The following is a 17,199-nucleotide window of genomic DNA, read 5'->3' on the forward strand; positions in this document are numbered from 1 at the left end:
GGTAGGGCGGTGATCGGTCAAATGGGGTCGCGCATCAACAGGGCACGGTCGCACGGCGGTCGCATACGGATGCCTTGTGGGCATGAAGTGGTCGCAGGGGGCTAGGAGCCGACTCGAGGAGCCGACTCGAAACGGCCGTGAGCCGAACCGGACCCGTCACAGCGCCGCCCGGATCGCCCCCTCGATCTCCGGGAACGCGAACCGGAAGCCCGACTCCAGCAGCCGCGTCGGCAGCACCCTGGCACTGCCGAGCACATCGCCCGCCATCTCGCCGAGCACGCTCCGCAGGACGGGCGCGGGCACGGCGAACAGCGTCGGACGGCGCAGTACGCGTCCCATCGCCGCGGTGATCTCACGGTTCGTCAGGGGGTTCGGGGCGGTGAGGTTGAACGGCCCGGACAGACCGTCGGTGTCGAGGAGATGCCGGATCGCGGCGACCTCGTCGTGCAGCGCGATGAACGACCAGTACTGGCCCCCGTCGCCCATCCGCCCGCCCAGCCCCGCCTGGAACAGCGGGAAAAGCCGCCCCCACGCGCCGCCGTCCCGGGACACCACCAGGCCGGTCCGGGTGAACACCGTGCGGACACCGGCCTGCTGGGCCGGTGCCGTGGCGCCCTCCCACTCCACGCACAGCGAGGGCAGGAAGCCCTCACCCGCCGGCGCGCTCTCGTCGACGGCCCGGTCCCCGGTCTCGCCGTAGTAGCCCATGGCGCTGCCGTTGACGAAGACCCGCGGCCGGTCCTTCTCGTCCAGCGCGGCGACGGCCTCGGCGAGCGCCGTCGTGCCGTTCACCCGGCTGTCGCGGATCCGCCGCTTGTAGGCGTCCGTCCAGCGACGGTCGCCGACCCCGGCTCCCGCCAGGTTCACCACCCCGTGGCACCCGGCGAGCCCGGCCGCGTCCACCCGCCCGCCTTCCGGGTCCCAGCGGACCTCGTCCGCCGCCCGGGGCTCATGGCGCACCAGGCGCACCACCTCGTGCCCGTCCGCGGTCAGGGACCGCACCAGAGCGTTGCCGATCAGACCGGAGGCGCCGGTCACCGCGATGCGTCGCATGGCTCAATCTTGCCGGTCGCGCCCGTAAATGCCCCGTCGGGATCCGGTCTCGCCGACGTACCGTGACCGCCATGCCGACTCCGCACATACGAACCGCCCGGCTCGACGACGACGAGGCGCTCGGGCGGCTCGACCGCGCCGTCTGGTCGCCCCTGCACGCCGTGATGCCCGAGCCGCAGCCGCCGTACCCGCCGTTCTTCGGTGAGCGGCACGCGCCCGGGGACTGCCTTGTCGCCGAGGTCGGCGACCTCCTCGCGGGCTACGTCCTCCTCGGATTTCCCACCCCGGCCGAAGCCAACCGGCACGTCCGCCAGATCCAGGGCCTGGCCGTCGGCGAGCACGCGCGCGGCCGGGGTGTCGGGCGGGCGCTGGTCCGCGCCGCCGTCGACGAGGCCCGTCGGCGCGGCGCCCGCCGCCTCACCCTGCGCGTCCTCGCCCACAACGCTCCGGCCCGGGGGCTCTACGAGTCCGAGGGGTTCGTGGTGGAGGGGATCCTGCCCGAGGAGTTCCTGCTCGACGGGAAGTACGTCGACGACGTACTGATGGGGCACTCCCTCTGAGCCGGACCTATGACGCGGCCAGTTCGCCGGTGTCCACCGGAGTCGTCGCGTCCGCCGCCCGTCGCGCGTCGGCGGCGACCTCGGCCGCCGTCAGGACGTAGCCGGTCTCGGCGTCCGAGGTGGAGCGGGCGAAGACCACGCCGTAGACCCGGCCGTCGGTGGTGAGGAGCGGGCCGCCGGAGTTGCCGGGGCGGACGGTGGAGCGGATCGAGTAGATCTCGCGGGTGACCGCCCCGTCGTTGTAGATGTTCTGGCCCGTCGCCCGCACGCGGTTCGCGACCGTTGCCGCCTGGAGGTTCAGGTCGCCGTCCTCCGGATAGCCAGCGACGACCGCCGAGTCGCCGCGCTCCGCCGCGTCGTCGAACGGCAGCACCGGCGCCTTCAGACCCGGCACGTACAGCACGGCCACGTCCTTCTGCGAGTCGAAGAGCACCACCCGCGCCTCGTACGTCCGCCCGGCCCCGCCGATCTGCACGGTCGGCTCGTCGATGCCCGCCACCACATGGGCGTTGGTCATCACGTGCTCCCGGGAGTACACGAACCCGCTGCCCTCGCGGCCCTGGGTGCCGGCGACGCCCTCGACCTTCACCGTGCTCCGCTTGGCGGCATTGGTGGCGGCCGCGGTGACGCTGTCACCGGAGGGCGCGGCGACCTCGGCGGTCGACTCGTTCTCGAACGGGTTGAAGACCTGAGGGAAGCCCGCCTGGGTCAGCGCGGAGGTGGCCCCCGAGAACCAGGCCGGTGTGGTCTCCGGCATCGTCCGCTGCACGGCGTCGAGCAGCCGCGAGTCCCGGATCGCCGAGGTGACCAGCGGCGACGAGGACACGCCCAGGACGCTCGCGGCCACCCACGCCACGATCAGCACGGCGACGGAGTTGGCCACGGCCCCGCCGATCCCGTCCGCCACTCTGAGCGGCCCCCTGTCCAGCTCCCGCCGCAGCCGCAGCGCGAGGCGCCCCGCCAGCTCGTGCCCCACCACCGCCGGGAGCAGCACCGTGAACACCGCCGTCAGCGTCGCCCCCGTGGTCCCCGGCGTCACCAGGTCCATCACCCACGGCAGGACCCACACGCCGATGACCGCGCCGCCCACGAAGCCCGCCAGTGACACACAGCCGGCCACCAGCCCGCGCCGGTACCCGGACGCCGCATAGGCCAGGACGACCAGCAACAGCAGGATGTCGAGCAGGTCCACGCACGCCGCCTTTCATTCGGAACCCCTTAGTACGTGGGGGGAGGGCCCGGTGATCAGTCACACGCGCGTGGATGATCAGAATCGGCCACGCGCCCGTGCACCAGGAAAAACGTCGCGGACCGTGACGATGGTTCCACCGGGTGGCACATCACACATCGCGGGCGGACCGGATCGGGCCGACAGTGAGCACATGCGTGTCTTCCGAAGACGGCGGGGTGCGCGCAGGCACCGCGCCGCCAGGACACCCGGAATATCCGGCCTGCCGCGCGCGGCCCGGGTGGGCCTCGGCTGCCTGCCGGGCCTGAGTGCCGCCGTCGCGCTGGTGCTGTGCGCCTACGGCGTCGAGAACGCCGCCGACAGCGCCCCCGAGCCGGCCGCGGCCCGCCCCACCGCCAAGCCCTACACCGCCCCCCGGCCGCACATCGTGCTCCGGTCGCACTGGCTGGGCGACGCCGCCCGCACCCAGCCGCGCCCCCGCTACGACGACCGGGTCTCCGCCGTGTTCATCCACCACACCGACACGCCCAACGGCTACGACTGCGCCGACTCGCCCCGCATCATCCGGGACGTGTACACCGGCCAGACCGGCACCCGCGACTGGGACGACATCGGCTACAACTTCGTCGTCGACCGCTGCGGCACCATCTACGAGGGCCGCGCCGGCGGCGTCGAGCGTGCCGTCACCGGCGCCCACACCCAGGGCTTCAACCACGGCACCACGGGCATCGCCGCCCTCGGCACCTTCACCGAGGGCATGCCCGTACCGCGACCCATGGTCCACGCCATCGCCGCGCTGTCCGCCTGGAAACTGGGCCTGTCCGGCACCGACCCGCGAGCCAGCGTCCGCCTGGTCTCCAGCAACGGCCTGAGCCGGTACGCGGCCGGCACCTCCGCGAAACTGCCCGCCCTCGCCGGTCACAACGACGGCTACATGACCAGCTGCCCCGGCGCCGCCCTGCACGCCCGCCTGCCGGAGATCAGAGAGCTGGCGGCCCGTCTGCAGCACCGGCCCGAGGACCCACAGCAAGGCCACAGCCGGCGCGCGGTGTCCTCAGATCCCGGCCCCCTACGGTCACCCTCACAGACAGCCGACCGGAGGTGGGGACCATGAACAACGGTCATACGGAGAACCCGCACACCCGGAGCGCGGCCACGCGCGGCCCCTGGGCGGTGCTCCGCGCGGTCGCGACCGTCGTCCTGGGCCCGGCGGCGGCCACCGCGTCCGCCCTCGACCAGGCCAACGCGGCCCCGCTGCACCACGCGGTGAAGGCCGACAGCCGGAGGAGCCTCGCGGTCAGCCCCTGAAGCGCTCCCACAGCCGGGGATAGCGCTCGGCGAGGAGCCGCTCGTTCTCGAAGTCGAGCGAGGTGCCCTCCGGCTCCGGAGGCGCGGGCGGGATCTCCAGGTCCGGGGCGACCACGCCGGTGAGCTGCTCGTAGGCCTCGTCCGCCGCGTAGCCGAGTTCCTCGCCGTCGCCGTCGATCTCCTCGTCGAATTCGTCCAGCAGCTCGGCGAGCGAGTCCGGGTCGTGCACGGCGCCCTCGAAGACATGGCGGCCCTGGCCGATCAGCCAGCACCGGAAGAAGTCGAAGGCGTCGTCGCTCGCCCCGTCCAGCAGCACCCAGGCGGCGCCCCACAGGTCCCAGCGGTAGGCGCGGTTGTAGCGCGACTCGAAGTGCCGGGCGAAGTCCAGGACCGAGTCCGGGTCCAGCCGCGAGAGCCGTTCCACGAGCAGGTCGGCCTGCTCCTCCGGGTCGCCTTCGGCGGCCTCGCGAGAGTCGTCGACCAGCTCCCAGAACTCCGTCTCGTCCATCACGGGACAAGCATCGGCCCTGGGGCACACGGGCGCACCCGGAGTGCGCGGGATCGTTATGCGCCGTCCGCGCGGTGGTACAGCCCCGCCAACCGCAGCGCGTCCGCCGCGAACCGCTCGCGCAGGCTCTCGGGCGCCAGCACCTCCACCTCCGCGCCCAGCGCCGCCAGCTGGGTGTGGGCGACCTCCTCGGACTCCACCGGCAGCGCCACCGTCACCCATCCGTCGGCGTCCGGACCGTCCGCGTCCGCCAGGGCCTCCCGCGCGGACAGCGAGTCGAGGGCGTACGGCAGTGCGCGCACACCGTCGGGGGACAACCGCACCACCACCCGGGCCCGCAGGATGGACCGGGCGAACTGTTCCGCGCGCTCCTCCCAGAAGGCGGGCAGCTCGAACTCCGGCTCCCGCTCGAAGCGCTCCCCGCCCGGGTCCACCGCCGTGAACCGGTCGATCCGGTACACCCGGAAGGACCCGCCCCCGGCCACCCGCGCGCACAGGTACCAGACGCCCGCCTTCAGCACGAGCCCGTACGGCTCCAGCTCCCGGACGACCTCGTCCTCCCCGCGCCGGTACCGGGCGACGACCCGCCGGTCGTCCCACACCGCGTCGGCCACGGCAGGCAGCAGCGCGGGCGTCCTCGGCTCCTTGAACCAGTTCGGCGCGTCCAGATGGAACCGCTGCGCCGCCGTCTTCGAGGCGTCCCGCAGGGACGGCAGCAGCGCCGCCGACACCTTCAGCTGCGCGGCCGAGGCGGCGTCCTCCAAGCCCATCTCGCGCAGCGCACCCGGCACCCCGGACAGGAACAGCGCCTCCGCCTCGCCCCGGTGCAGCCCGGTCAGCCGTGTCCGGTACCCGCCGACCAGCCGGTATCCTCCGGCCCGGCCCCGGTCCGCGTACACCGGAACGCCCGCCTCCGACAGTGCCTGGGCGTCCCGGGTCACCGTCCGCTCCGACACCTCCAGCTCACGGGCGAGTTCGGCGGCCGTCATGGCGGGCCGGGACTGGAGCAGCAGCACCATCTTGATGAGCCGGGCAGCACGCATAGGGCCATCATGGTGCGTGTTCGGGTGCGGGTGTGCGGGGGCAGGCCTGTTTCAGGGGCGCGGGGAACTGCGCGACAAGCCCCCACCGGCCCGCGGTCGACGAACGACCGGGACCGATGGGGGCCGCAGATCCTACAGACCGTACTTCTCGCGGGCTTCCTTCACTGCCGTCGCCTGGACCTCGCCGCGCTTGGCGAGCTGGGCCAGGGCCGCGACGACGATGGACTCGGCGTCCACGCCGAAGTGGCGGCGGGCCGCCTCACGGGTGTCCGAGAGGCCGAAGCCGTCGGCGCCCAGCGAGGACCAGTCCTGCTCGACCCACTGCGCGATCTGGTCCGGGACCTGGCGCATGTAGTCCGAGACCGCCAGCACCGGGCCCTCGGCGCCCTGGAGCGCCTGCCGGACGAACGGCACCCGCTCCTCGCCGCGCAGCAGCGCCTCGTCCGCCTCAAGGGCGTCCCGGCGCAGCTCGCTCCAGGACGTCGCCGACCACACGTCGGCCGCCACGCCCCACTCCTCGGCGAGCAACTGCTGCGCCTTGAGCGCCCAGTGGATCGCCGTACCGGAGCCGAGCAGCTGGATCCGCGGGGCGTTGGCCGGGGGCGTGATGCCCGCGGACTCCGCCGTGTTGAAGCGGTACAGGCCCTTGACGATGCCCTCGTCGACCCCGTCCACGGACGGCTTCGCCGGCTGCGGCATCGGCTCGTTGTAGACGGTCAGGTAGTAGAAGACGTCCTGGTCCTCACCCGGGGCCGCCTCGCCGTACATCCGGCGCAGACCGTCCTTGACGATGGCCGCGACCTCGTAGGCGAACGCCGGGTCGTACGTCAGGGCCGCCGGGTTGGTCGCCGCGATGACGGGGGAGTGGCCGTCGGCGTGCTGGAGGCCCTCACCGGTCAGGGTGGTGCGGCCGGCCGTGGCGCCGACGAGGAAGCCGCGGCCGAGCTGGTCGCCGAGCTGCCACATCTGGTCGGCGGTGCGCTGCCAGCCGAACATCGAGTAGAAGATGTAGAACGGGATCATCGTCTCGCCGTGCGTCGCGTACGACGTCGAAGCGGCGATGAAGTCGGCCATCGAACCGGCCTCGGTGATCCCCTCGTTGAGGATCTGGCCGTTCTGGGCCTCCTTGTAGTACATCAGCTGGTCACGGTCGACCGGCTCGTACGTCTGGCCCTTCGGCGAGTAGATGCCGAGCGACGGGAACAGCGACTCCATGCCGAAGGTGCGCGCCTCGTCCGGGACGATCGGCACCCAGCGCTTGCCCGTCTCCTTGTCGCGGACCAGGTCCTTGACCAGGCGGACGAACGCCATCGTGGTCGCCACGTTCTGCGAGCCGGAGCCCTTGTCGAAGGACGCGAACGCCTTCTCCGCCGGGGCGGGCAGCGGGGCGACCGGGTGCACACGACGGGCCGGGGCCGGACCGCCCAGGGCGGCACGCCGCTCCTGGAGGTAGCGGACCTCGGGGGAGTCGGCGCCCGGGTGGCCGTAGGGCACCACGCCGTCCACGAAGTCGCTGTCCTTGATCGGCAGCTCCAGCAGGTCGCGCATGTTCTTGAACTCGTCCACCGTCAGCTTCTTCATCTGGTGGTTGGCGTTCTTCGACGCGAAGCCCTCGCCGAGGGTGTGGCCCTTGACCGTCTGGGCCAGGATCACGGTCGGCGCGCCCTTGTGCTCGACGGCCGCACGGTAGGCGGCGTACACCTTGCGCGCCTCGTGACCACCGCGCGAGAGGTGGAAGCACTCGAGGATCTTGTCGTCGCTCAGCAGCTTCGCCAGCTCCGCCAGCGCCGGGTCGGCGCCGAAGAAGTCCTGGCGGATGTAGGCGGCGTCGCGCGTCTGGTACGTCTGGATCTGCGCGTCCGGTACCTGACGCAGGCGGCGTACGAGCGCGCCGGTGGTGTCGAGCTGGAACAGCTCGTCCCAGGCCGTGCCCCACAGGGTCTTGATCACGTTCCAGCCGGCGCCGCGGAACTGGGCCTCCAGCTCCTGCACGATCTTGAAGTTGGCGCGGACCGGACCGTCGAGGCGCTGCAGGTTGCAGTTGATGACGAACGTGAGGTTGTCGAGCTCCTCGCGGGCGGCGAGCGCGAGGGCCGCCGTCGACTCGGGCTCGTCCATCTCGCCGTCGCCGAGGAACGCCCACACGTGCGAACCGGCGGTGTCCTTGATGCCGCGGTTGGCGAGGTAGCGGTTGAAGCGCGCCTGGTAGATGGCGGAGAGCGGACCGAGACCCATGGAGACCGTCGGGAACTCCCACAGCCAGGGCAGACGGCGCGGGTGCGGGTAGGACGGCAGGCCGTCGCCGCCCGCCTCGCGGCGGAAGTTGTCCAGCTGCGTCTCGTTCAGCCGGCCGTCGAGGAAGGCGCGGGCGTAGATGCCGGGGGAGGCGTGGCCCTGGATGTAGAGCTGGTCGCCGGAGCCGTCGGCCTCTTTGCCCTTGAAGAAGTGGTTGAAGCCGGTCTCGTAGAGCCAGGCCGCCGAGGCGAAGGTGGCGATGTGGCCGCCGACGCCGTACTTGCTGCCCCGCGTAACCATCGCGGCCGCGTTCCAGCGGTTCCACGCGGTGATCCGCTGCTCCAGCGCCTCGTCACCGGGCACGCCCGGCTCGGCGGCGGTGGGGATGGAGTTGACGTAGTCGGTCTCGAGGAGCTTCGGCAGCGCGAGGCCGGCGCCCTCGGCACGCTCCAGCGTGCGCCGCATGAGGTATGCGGCACGATGCGGTCCGGCCGCCTCGGTCACCGCGTCCAGGGAGGCCTGCCATTCGGCGGTCTCCTCCGGGTCCCGGTCCGGGAGCTGGTCGAGCTCGCTCGGCTGGATGGCTTTGGGGTCGGTCATGTCGCCGCCTTCCTCAGTCGAAGGGGGTTCCCTCATCGGCAAGGGTTCGGGGGTGCCCTTTGTCTTTGGCAGGACAGGGCTGGGGCTTGGGTGGCAAGCCCGTCGGCGACTGTAACCCTCTGATCGATGATCGATCAAAGGGTTGAGGCGTAAAACCTCTTGATCACGAGAAAGTAGGCACGCGGTGCCTTCCGCGGTGGCACGCGGTGACCGATTTTCGAATGGTTTTCGCAGGTCGGAGCCGTTTGAGCGGGAATGTGCTCGAGTGTCACGCCCGGGGCGCGCAGCCCAGGACGTGGGCCTTCACCAGTTCGGCGATCCGGGGGTCGCGGCGCTTGAAGGCGGCGACCAGCTCCTCGTGCTCCTCCGCGTACGACTGCTGCTGGGTGCCCAGCCAGCGGATCGACAGGGCCGTGAACACCTCGATGCCGAGGCCTTCCCAGGTGTGCAGCAGGACGGAGTTGCCCGCCGCGCGGACCAGTTCGCGGTGGAAGGCGACGGTGTGGCGGACCTGTGCCGTGCCGTCCGACCTGCGGTCGGCCTCGTACAGGGCGGTGACGTGGGGTTCCAGTGCCCTGCAGTCCTCTGCCAGGCCCTGGGCCGCCAGCTCCGCCGCGATGGCCTCCAGGCCGGCCCGGACCGGGTAGCTCTCCTCCAGGTCGGCGGCGGTGAGGTTCCGTACGCGGACGCCCTTGTTGGGGGCGGACTCGATCAGGCGCAGGGATTCCAGTTCGCGCAGGGCCTCGCGGACCGGGGTCTGGCTGACCTCCAGCTCGGTGGCGATCCGGCGCTCGACGATCCGCTCGCCCGGCTGCCAGCGTCCGCTGATGATCCCCTCCAGGATGTGCTCGCGGATCTGCTCGCGCAGCGAGTGGATGACGGGCGCGGTCATGTGAGCTCCTTAAAGGGGTTTGACGTTTAGACAATAAGGCCGGGTCGCTCCCTGGGCGGGGTGGGTGAGGGTGTCTTGGTGCAGGTGAGACGAGACTTACACGGGGGGTGTGAGCTGTCCTCGACTGCCGCGCCGTCGTGGCTGGTCGCGCCCACGCGGCGGAGCCGCACATCGATACAGCCCCGCGCCCCTGAAAGACAAAGGCCGATGCCCCCGCCCGGAGTTGTCCGGACGGGGGCACCGTGGTGCTGCGACAGGCGTCAGAGGCCGAGCTCGACCTCGAACTCGCCCGCTTCCAGGATGGCCTTGACCGCCGTCAGGTAGCGGGCGGCGTCGGCGCCGTCCACCAGGCGGTGGTCGTAGGACAGGGTCAGGTACGTCATGTCGCGGACGCCGATGACCGTGCCCTCCTCCGTCTCGATGACGGCGGGGCGCTTGACCGTGGCGCCGATGCCGAGGATGGCGACCTGGCCGGGCGGCACGATGATCGTGTCGAAGAGCGCGCCGCGCGAACCGGTGTTGCTGATGGTGAAGGTCGCGCCGGACAGCTCGTCCGGGGTGATCTTGTTGGCGCGGACCTTGCCCGCGAGCTCCGCCGTGGCCTTGGCGATACCGGCGAGGTTGAGGTCACCGGCGTTCTTGATGACCGGGGTCATCAGGCCCTTCTCGGAGTCCACCGCGATACCGACGTTCTCGGTGTCGAAGTAGGTGATGGTCCCCTCGGCCTCGTTGATCTTGGCGTTGATCGGCGCGTGCGCCTTCAGCGCCTGGGCCGCGGCCTTGACGAAGAACGGCATCGGGGAGAGCTTGACGCCCTCACGGGCCGCGAACGCGTCCTTGGCACGGGCGCGCAGCTTCATCAGACGCGTGACGTCGACCTCGACGACCGAGGACAGCTGGGCCTGCTCCTGCAGGGCCTTGACCATGTTGTCGCCGATGACCTTGCGGATCCGCGGCATCTTGATGGTCTGGCCGCGCAGCGGCGAGGTCTCCAGGACCGGGGCCTTCTTGCCCCCGGCGGCCGGAGCGGCGGCAGCGGCCGGAGCCGGAGCGGCGGCAGCGGCCTTCGCGGCCTCGGCGGCGGCGATGACGTCCTGCTTGCGGATACGGCCGCCGACGCCGGTGCCCTTGACGCCGGCCAGGTCGACGCCGTTCTCGGCGGCGAGCTTGCGCACCAGCGGGGTGACGTAGGCGCCGTCGTCGGCCGGCTGGGCGGCGGCCGGAGCGGCCGGGGCCTGGGCCGGAGCCGGGGCGGGCGCGGGAGCGGACGGGACCGGCTCGGGAGCCGGCGTGGTCTGCTGCTGCGGCGCCGGGGCCGACGGAGCCTGCGGGGCCGGGGCGGGCTGCGCCGGGGCCGGAGCCGGGGTGGGCTCGGGCTGGGCCGGGGCGGCCGGGGCCTCCTGCGCCGGGGCGGCGGCCGGAGCCGCGCCCGCGACGCCGATGACGGCGAGCTTGGCGCCGACCTCGGCGGTCTCGTCCTCGCCGACCACGATCTCCAGCAGCGTGCCCGCGGTGGGCGCCGGGATCTCGGTGTCGACCTTGTCGGTGGAGACCTCGAGCAGCGGCTCGTCGGCCTCGACGCTGTCACCGACCGACTTCAGCCAGCGGGTGACGGTGCCCTCGGTGACGGACTCGCCGAGCGCGGGCAGGACGACGTCCGTGCCCTCGGCGGAGCCGCCGCCGGCGGCGGCGTCGGCGGAGGGAGCGGGCGCCGGAGCGGCCTGCTCGGTGGACGGGGCGGCCGCGGCCGGCTCGGGAGCGGGCTCGGCGGCCGGGGCCGGGGCGGCGGCGGGGGCACCGCTGCCGTCGTCGATGAGGGCCAGCTCGGCGCCGACCTCAACGGTCTCGTCCTCGGCGACCTTGATGGAGGCCAGGACGCCGGCTGCGGGGGAGGGGATCTCGGTGTCGACCTTGTCGGTCGAGACCTCGAGCAGCGGCTCGTCGGCCTCGACACGCTCGCCCTCGGCCTTCAGCCAGCGGGTGACAGTGCCCTCGGTGACGCTCTCGCCGAGCGCCGGAAGGGTTACGGAAACCGCCATGGTTTCGGTTGCTCCTTACGGAAAGTGCGGAAGTCTGTGTCGTCGCTTCTCGACCGAGGGGGTCAGTCGTGCGAGTGGAGGGGCTTGCCGGCCAGGGCCAGGTGGGCCTCGCCGAGCGCCTCGTTCTGCGTCGGGTGGGCGTGGACGAGCTGCGCGACCTCGGCGGGCAGCGCCTCCCAGTTGTAGATCAGCTGGGCTTCGCCGACCTGCTCGCCCATGCGGTCGCCGACCATGTGGACGCCGACCACGGCACCGTCCTTGACCTGGACGAGCTTGATCTCGCCCGTGGTGTTCAGGATCTTGCTCTTGCCGTTGCCCGCGAGGTTGTACTTCAGAGCGACGACCTTGTCCGCGCCATAGATCTCCTTGGCCTTGGCCTCGGTGATGCCGACGGAGGCGACCTCCGGGTGGCAGTACGTCACCCGCGGGACACCGTCGTAGTCGATCGGAACGGTCTTCAGACCGGCCAGACGCTCCGCCACCAGGATGCCCTCGGCGAAGCCGACGTGCGCGAGCTGGAGGGTCGGGACCAGGTCACCGACGGCGGAGATGGTCGGCACGTTGGTGCGCATGTACTCGTCGACCAGCACGTAGCCGCGGTCCATGGCGACGCCCTGCTCCTCGTAGCCGAGGCCCTGCGAGACCGGGCCGCGGCCGACGGCGACCAGCAGGATCTCGGCCTCGAACTCCTTGCCGTCGGCGAGGGTGACCTTGACACCGTCCTGGGTGTACTCGGCCTTCTCGAAGAACGTGCCCAGGTTGAACTTGATGCCGCGCTTGCGGAAGGCGCGCTCCAGCAGCTTGGAGGAGTTCTCGTCCTCGACCGGCACGAGGTGCTTCAGGCCCTCGATGACCGTGATGTCCGCACCGAAGGACTTCCAGGCGGAGGCGAACTCGACGCCGATGACACCGCCGCCGAGGACGATGGCCGACTTCGGCACCCGGTCCAGGACGAGGGCGTGGTCGGAGGAGATGATCCGGTTGCCGTCGATCTCCAGGCCGGGCAGCGACTTCGGCACGGAGCCGGTCGCGAGGAGGATGTGGCGGCCCTGGACACGCCGGCCGTTCACATCGACGGAGGTGGGGGAGGAAAGCTTGCCCTCACCCTCGATGTACGTCACCTTGCGGGAGGCGACGAGACCCTGCAGACCCTTGTACAGGCCGGAGATCACGCCGTCCTTGTACTTGTGGACGCCGGCGATGTCGATGCCCTCGAAGCTGGCCTTCACACCGAACTGCTCGCTCTCGCGGGCCTGGTCGGCGATCTCGCCCGCGTGCAGCAGGGCCTTGGTGGGGATGCATCCCCGGTGCAGGCAGGTGCCGCCGACCTTGTCCTTCTCGATCAGGGCGACGTCCAGGCCCAGCTGCGCCCCGCGCAGGGCCGCGGCGTAACCACCGCTGCCACCGCCGAGGATCACTAGGTCGAAAACGGTGCTGGCGTCGTTCGCCACGTCACGTCCTCCATGCATGTGCGCCGTGAGCCGGTCTTCAGTGACCGGCAGGCGGCTGGTGTCCGGCCGCTCGTTCTTCGGCCCTTCGGTGGGGCCCTGTCCTGCCGAGCCCCATCTTCGCACTTGTCGACACACAAAGAGACGCCGGGCTGCTGTGTGAGACGCCCCACGTTCAGATGAGCCGTGCCCTGAAGGGGCGCGGGGCTGTGCCTGATCTGCGGCTCCGCCGCGCGGGCGCGAGGGCGTCCGACCCCAGGGGCGCGGGGCTGTGCTCGATCTGCGGCTCCGCCGCGCGGCCGCGAGGCCTTCGCCCCAAGGGGCGCGGGGAACTGCGCGAACAACCCCCACGCCCCCGCACTCGCCACACAGCGGACGAGCCCGAGCTCTCAGGCGAAGGTCAGCCCAGATCCCCGGCAGCCGTCAGCTCGGCAAGCCGCACCAGCGTCCGCACAGCCGACCCCGTGCCACCCTTCGGCGTGTACCCGAAGGGCCCGCCCTCGTTGAACGCCGGCCCGGCGATGTCGAGGTGCGCCCAGGTGATCCCCTCGCCCACGAACTCGCGCAGGAACAGACCGGCGACCAGCCCGCCGCCCATCCGCTCACCCATGTTCGCGATGTCGGCCGTGGGGGAGTCCATCCCCTTGCGCAGGTGCTCCGGCAGCGGCATCGGCCACGCCGGCTCCCCGACCTCCTCGGCGGCCTCGTGCACCGCGGAGCGGAACGCGTCGTCGTTGCCCATGATCCCGAACGTCCGGTTGCCCAGCGCCAGTACCATCGCCCCGGTCAGCGTCGCGACGTCGACGATCGCGTCCGGCTTCTCCTGGGAGGCCGCCCACAGGGCGTCGGCCAGCACCAGCCGGCCCTCGGCGTCGGTGTTCAGCACCTCCACCGTCTTGCCGCTGTACATCCGCAGCACGTCACCCGGACGGGTAGCGGAACCGGACGGCATGTTCTCGGCCAGGGCCAGCCAGCCCGTGACGTTGACCTCGAGACCCAGCCGCGCGGCGGCGACCACCGCGGCGAACACGGTGGCCGCGCCGCTCATGTCGCACTTCATCGTCTCGTTGTGACCGGCCGGCTTCAGCGAGATGCCGCCCGAGTCGTAGGTGATGCCCTTGCCGACGAAGGCGAGGTGCTTCTTCGCCTTCGAGGAGGTGTACGACAGCTTCACCAGGCGCGGTCCCGCCGCCGAGCCGGCCCCGACGCCGAGGATGCCGCCGTATCCGCCCTTCTCCAGGGCCTTCACGTCGAGCACCTGCACCTTGATGCCGTGCTCCTTGGCCGCGGCCTGCGCGACGGCGGCGAACGCCTCGGGGTTCAGGTCGTTCGGCGGGGTGTTGATCAGGTCGCGGGCGCGGTTGAGCTCCTCGGACACGGCGGCGGCACGCTCGATCGCCGCCTTGTACGCCTTGTCGCGGGGCTTGCCGCCGAGCAGGGCGACCTCGGCGAGGGGAGCCTTGCCGTTCTTCGCCTTGGCGTCCTTGCCGTTGTCCTTGTAGGCGTCGAAGGAGTACGCGCCGAGCAGCGCGCCCTCGCCGATCGCGCCGGCGTCGGCGGCGTCCGTCAGCGGCAGGGCGAAGGCGGCCTTCTTGGTCCCGGTCAGGGCGCGGGCGGCGACGCCGGCGGCCTTGCGCAGGGCCTCGGTGTCGTAGTCGGCGTCCTTCTCGGGCAGCGCGCCCAGGCCCACCGCCAGTACGAGCGGCGCCTTGAAGCCGGACGGTGCCGGCAGCTTCGTCAACTCGCCCTCGGCACCGGAGGCGCCGAGAGTCTCCAGGACGCCGGCGAGCTTGCCGTCGTACGCCTTGTCCACGGCCTCGGCGCCCGGTGCGACGACCGGGCCCTTGGCACCCTTGGCGACACCGATCACGATCGCGTCGGCCCGCAGACCGGGCGCCGCGGCGGTGCTGAGAGTGAGAGCAGTCACGGTGGTGAAATCTCGCTTCCGATGTGAAGTTGCGATGGTCGAACGGTGTGGGTCGACCGGGCCCGAGCCGACCCTATTCCGACTCCGGGTCTGGCGATCACGGGGCCTTCCCCGGTACGGCGAACACTCGACGACGAGACTACGCGCGTGGCCGCGTTCGCTCATTACTGCGGGTGTTCATCTGCCGGTCGCGTAGTAGCCATTTCTTGATCCTTCAAGGCGGTGAACTCGGTCACACTCGCTCGGATCCGGCAAGAGTCCCGCTCGTCGCTTTGCATGCTTTTCACTGATCCTCCTCTGTTCGGCCTCTGTTCGACCGCAAGGGGATCTCTGGGATCTTCTGGGGGAGGAACCATGGCGCAGCGTGCGCGTATGTGGCGAAACACGGCCGCCGCGATGACGGCGGCAGGCCTGATCACGGCCGGGGCGACGGCGCCCGGCGCGGCGGCGGCGGAGGAACCGCGCATCGATCTCAAGGTGCTGGTGGTGGACAACGGCGACAGCCCCGTCAAGGCCGTCACCGCCCAGCTCAGGAGCACGGGTGTCCCGTACACCACCGTCGACCTGAACGACTCCGGCCGCCCGAGGATCACCGAGTCGTTCCTGAGCGACACGGTGAACGGCAGACCCCGCGCCAAGTACCAGGGTGTCGTCCTGCCCAACGAGGCCCCGTTCGGCGCGGGCTCGGCCGAGCAGACCGCCCTGGAGGCCTACGAGCGGACGTACGGCATCCCGCAGGTCGACGCCTACACCTGGGCCCACCCGGAGGTCGGCCTCGACTACACCAGCGAGGGCGGCTGGGCGGGCTCCCTCGACGGACGCGAGGCTTCCGTCACCGCGGCCGGGAAGGCGGGCCGGTTCGGCTACCTCGAAGGAACGTTTCGCTTCGAGGACAACGCCCCGGCCGTGCAGGAGAGTTACGGCTACGTCGCCCGACCCCGCGCCGGCTTCACCAGCTACGTCGACATCCCCGTGCCCGGCGGCACCGGCCGCGGCAGCCTCGTCGGCGAGTACGCCCACGACGGCCGCCGCGAACTCGTGGTGACGTTCGCGTACAACAACAACCAGCAGCAGTTCCGCCTGCTGGCGCGCGGCATCGTCGAGTGGCTCACCCAGGGCGTGCACCTGGGGCAGACCCGTAACTCCTTCGCGGTGCACGTCGACGACGTGTTCGCCCCGGACAGCCGTTGGGACACCGAACGCGACTGCACCCCGGGCGACTTCGACTGCGCGGGCGGCGACGGCGAGGGCACCACCCCGATCCGCATGACCGCGGACGACGCCGCCTACGCCGCCCAGTGGCAGCGCGAGCACGGCTTCACCATGGACATGGTCTACAACGCCGGCTCCGGCGAGGAGTGGAAGGCAGAGCACGGCGGCACCGACGCCCTCACCGACCGGCTGCTCGCCGACAAGGCCCAGTACCGCTGGGTCAACCACACCTACACGCACCCCTTCCTCGGCTGTGTGCAGGACACCTCCAGCGTGCCGTGGAGCTGCGCCAAGAACGCCGACGGCTCGGTGAAGTACCTGAGCCGCGCCGAGATCGCGGCGCAGATCCGCGACAACCACAACTGGGCCGTGGGCAAGGGCCTCCCCGTCGACCGCGCCGAACTCGTCACCGGCGAGCACTCCGGCCTGAAGACGCTGCCCCAGCAGCCCGCCGACAACCCCAACCTGGCCGGCGCCCTCACCGACACCGGCGTCAAGTGGATCGCCTCGGACAACTCCCGCGAGCCCGAGCAGCGGGCGGTCGGCAAGGCACTGACCGTCCCGCGCCACCCGATGAACGTGTACTACAACGTGGGCACGGCCGCCGAGATGGCCGACGAGTACAACTGGATCTACACCTCGCGCGGCGACGGCGGCAGCGGCGTCTGCGAGGACAACCCCACCTCGACCTGCCTGGACGAGCCGCTCGACACCACCACCGGCTACGCCGAGCACATCGTCCCGCAGGAGGCGCGCACCGCCCTCGGCCACGCCCTCGCGGGCGACCCCAGACCGCATTACGCGCACCAGTCCAACCTGGCCGAGGACCGGCTGCTCTACCCGGTCATGGAGAAGGTGCTCGCCGACTACCGGGCCCTGTTCGCCGACAACACCCCGCTGGAGAACCCCCGGCACAGCGCCATCGGCACCGAGATCCAGCGCCGAGCCGCCTGGCAGACCGCCCTGACCAACGGCCGAGTGACGGCGTACCGCATCGGCAACACCGTCACCATCACCGCCCCGTCCGGCACCCAGATCCCGGTGACCGCCCCGGAAGGCACCAAGAAACAACTCCTCCTGGGCACCAGCGACTTCGGCACCCCGTACGCGGGATCCCGCTCGACTTGGACGACCCCGGCAGCACTCCAGTCGGCGCTCACTTTGAAGCTGCCGTAGGGCTACGTA

13 protein-coding genes are annotated in these 17,199 nt (G+C 71.5%); 4 read left to right on the top strand and 9 right to left on the bottom strand.

Translation table 11 applies throughout. The annotated features are described in order from the left end of the window. Nucleotides 1–156: 156 nt before the first annotated feature. Entirely contained in the window at nt 157–1,053 is an 897-nt protein-coding gene (locus ACFZBT_RS19200) for a TIGR01777 family oxidoreductase (RefSeq protein ID WP_391104848.1), read from the bottom strand. Nucleotides 1,054–1,124: 71 nt separating this feature from the next. Here ACFZBT_RS19200 and ACFZBT_RS19205 point away from each other — a divergent pair, with 71 nt between their 5' ends. Beyond that, on the top strand, nt 1,125–1,613 hold the full coding sequence (locus ACFZBT_RS19205; RefSeq protein ID WP_391104850.1) for a GNAT family N-acetyltransferase: 489 nt from the start codon (nt 1,125–1,127) through the stop codon (nt 1,611–1,613). Nucleotides 1,614–1,620: 7 nt separating this feature from the next. Here the strand turns inward: ACFZBT_RS19205 and ACFZBT_RS19210 are convergent, their stop codons facing one another. Beyond that, complete coding sequence (locus ACFZBT_RS19210; protein ID WP_391104852.1) at nt 1,621–2,805, bottom strand: MarP family serine protease; 1,185 nt, start codon at nt 2,803–2,805, stop codon at nt 1,621–1,623. Between the two features lie 277 nt (nt 2,806–3,082). Between ACFZBT_RS19210 and ACFZBT_RS19215 the strand changes: the two genes are divergently transcribed. Further along, the gene (locus ACFZBT_RS19215; protein WP_391104954.1) at nt 3,083–3,916 is read left to right on the top strand and encodes an N-acetylmuramoyl-L-alanine amidase; all 834 of its coding nucleotides are present in this window, start codon (nt 3,083–3,085) and stop codon (nt 3,914–3,916) included. Next, nucleotides 3,913–4,110: a hypothetical protein gene (locus tag ACFZBT_RS19220; RefSeq protein ID WP_391104854.1), complete on the top strand. Its 198-nt coding sequence runs from the start codon at nt 3,913–3,915 to the stop codon at nt 4,108–4,110. Before ACFZBT_RS19215 ends, ACFZBT_RS19220 begins: the two co-directional genes overlap by 4 nt. Here the strand turns inward: ACFZBT_RS19220 and ACFZBT_RS19225 are convergent. The 7 genes from ACFZBT_RS19225 to ACFZBT_RS19255 all read right to left on the bottom strand — a co-directional run bounded on the left by ACFZBT_RS19225 (nt 4,100) and on the right by ACFZBT_RS19255 (nt 14,802). Continuing rightward, complete coding sequence (locus ACFZBT_RS19225; protein ID WP_391104856.1) at nt 4,100–4,621, bottom strand: DUF4240 domain-containing protein; 522 nt, start codon at nt 4,619–4,621, stop codon at nt 4,100–4,102. The genes ACFZBT_RS19220 and ACFZBT_RS19225 overlap by 11 nt on opposite strands. A gap of 53 nt (nt 4,622–4,674) precedes the next feature. Continuing rightward, nucleotides 4,675–5,661: a WYL domain-containing protein gene (locus ACFZBT_RS19230; protein WP_391104858.1), complete on the bottom strand. Its 987-nt coding sequence runs from the start codon at nt 5,659–5,661 to the stop codon at nt 4,675–4,677. A gap of 132 nt (nt 5,662–5,793) precedes the next feature. Next, the gene (gene aceE, locus ACFZBT_RS19235) at nt 5,794–8,496 is read right to left on the bottom strand and encodes a pyruvate dehydrogenase (acetyl-transferring), homodimeric type (protein WP_391104860.1); all 2,703 of its coding nucleotides are present in this window, start codon (nt 8,494–8,496) and stop codon (nt 5,794–5,796) included. 268 nt (nt 8,497–8,764) lie between these two features. Next, nucleotides 8,765–9,388, bottom strand: coding sequence for an FCD domain-containing protein (locus ACFZBT_RS19240; RefSeq protein WP_391104862.1), 624 nt, complete (start codon nt 9,386–9,388; stop codon nt 8,765–8,767). Between the two features lie 260 nt (nt 9,389–9,648). Continuing rightward, the gene (gene sucB / locus ACFZBT_RS19245; protein WP_391104864.1) at nt 9,649–11,427 is read right to left on the bottom strand and encodes a 2-oxoglutarate dehydrogenase, E2 component, dihydrolipoamide succinyltransferase; all 1,779 of its coding nucleotides are present in this window, start codon (nt 11,425–11,427) and stop codon (nt 9,649–9,651) included. 62 nt (nt 11,428–11,489) lie between these two features. Continuing rightward, on the bottom strand, nt 11,490–12,878 hold the full coding sequence (gene lpdA, locus ACFZBT_RS19250; protein ID WP_391104866.1) for a dihydrolipoyl dehydrogenase: 1,389 nt from the start codon (nt 12,876–12,878) through the stop codon (nt 11,490–11,492). 397 nt (nt 12,879–13,275) lie between these two features. Continuing rightward, the gene (locus tag ACFZBT_RS19255) at nt 13,276–14,802 is read right to left on the bottom strand and encodes a leucyl aminopeptidase (protein ID WP_391104868.1); all 1,527 of its coding nucleotides are present in this window, start codon (nt 14,800–14,802) and stop codon (nt 13,276–13,278) included. 396 nt (nt 14,803–15,198) lie between these two features. On the opposite strand from ACFZBT_RS19255, the gene ACFZBT_RS19260 reads away from it, so the two are divergent. Beyond that, nucleotides 15,199–17,190, top strand: coding sequence for a hypothetical protein (locus ACFZBT_RS19260; protein ID WP_391104956.1), 1,992 nt, complete (start codon nt 15,199–15,201; stop codon nt 17,188–17,190). Nucleotides 17,191–17,199 lie beyond the last annotated feature (9 nt).

It is taken from the genome of Streptomyces sp. NPDC008137 (genome assembly GCF_042957035.1).
In the GTDB taxonomy this organism is placed as follows: domain Bacteria; phylum Actinomycetota; class Actinomycetes; order Streptomycetales; family Streptomycetaceae; genus Streptomyces.

What these genes read in the sequence shown, in the direction of transcription:
- ACFZBT_RS19240 (WP_391104862.1), bottom strand. Translation starts at nt 9,388, where the DNA reads ATGACCGCGCCCGTCATCCACTCGCTGCGCGAGCAGATCCGCGAGCAC.
- ACFZBT_RS19220 (WP_391104854.1), top strand. Translation starts at nt 3,913, where the DNA reads ATGAACAACGGTCATACGGAGAACCCGCACACCCGGAGCGCGGCCACG.
- ACFZBT_RS19200 (WP_391104848.1), bottom strand. Translation starts at nt 1,053, where the DNA reads ATGCGACGCATCGCGGTGACCGGCGCCTCCGGTCTGATCGGCAACGCT.
- sucB (WP_391104864.1), bottom strand. Translation starts at nt 11,427, where the DNA reads ATGGCGGTTTCCGTAACCCTTCCGGCGCTCGGCGAGAGCGTCACCGAG.
- ACFZBT_RS19260 (WP_391104956.1), top strand. Translation starts at nt 15,199, where the DNA reads ATGACGGCGGCAGGCCTGATCACGGCCGGGGCGACGGCGCCCGGCGCG.
- ACFZBT_RS19205 (WP_391104850.1), top strand. Translation starts at nt 1,125, where the DNA reads ATGCCGACTCCGCACATACGAACCGCCCGGCTCGACGACGACGAGGCG.
- aceE (WP_391104860.1), bottom strand. Translation starts at nt 8,496, where the DNA reads ATGACCGACCCCAAAGCCATCCAGCCGAGCGAGCTCGACCAGCTCCCG.
- ACFZBT_RS19230 (WP_391104858.1), bottom strand. Translation starts at nt 5,661, where the DNA reads ATGCGTGCTGCCCGGCTCATCAAGATGGTGCTGCTGCTCCAGTCCCGG.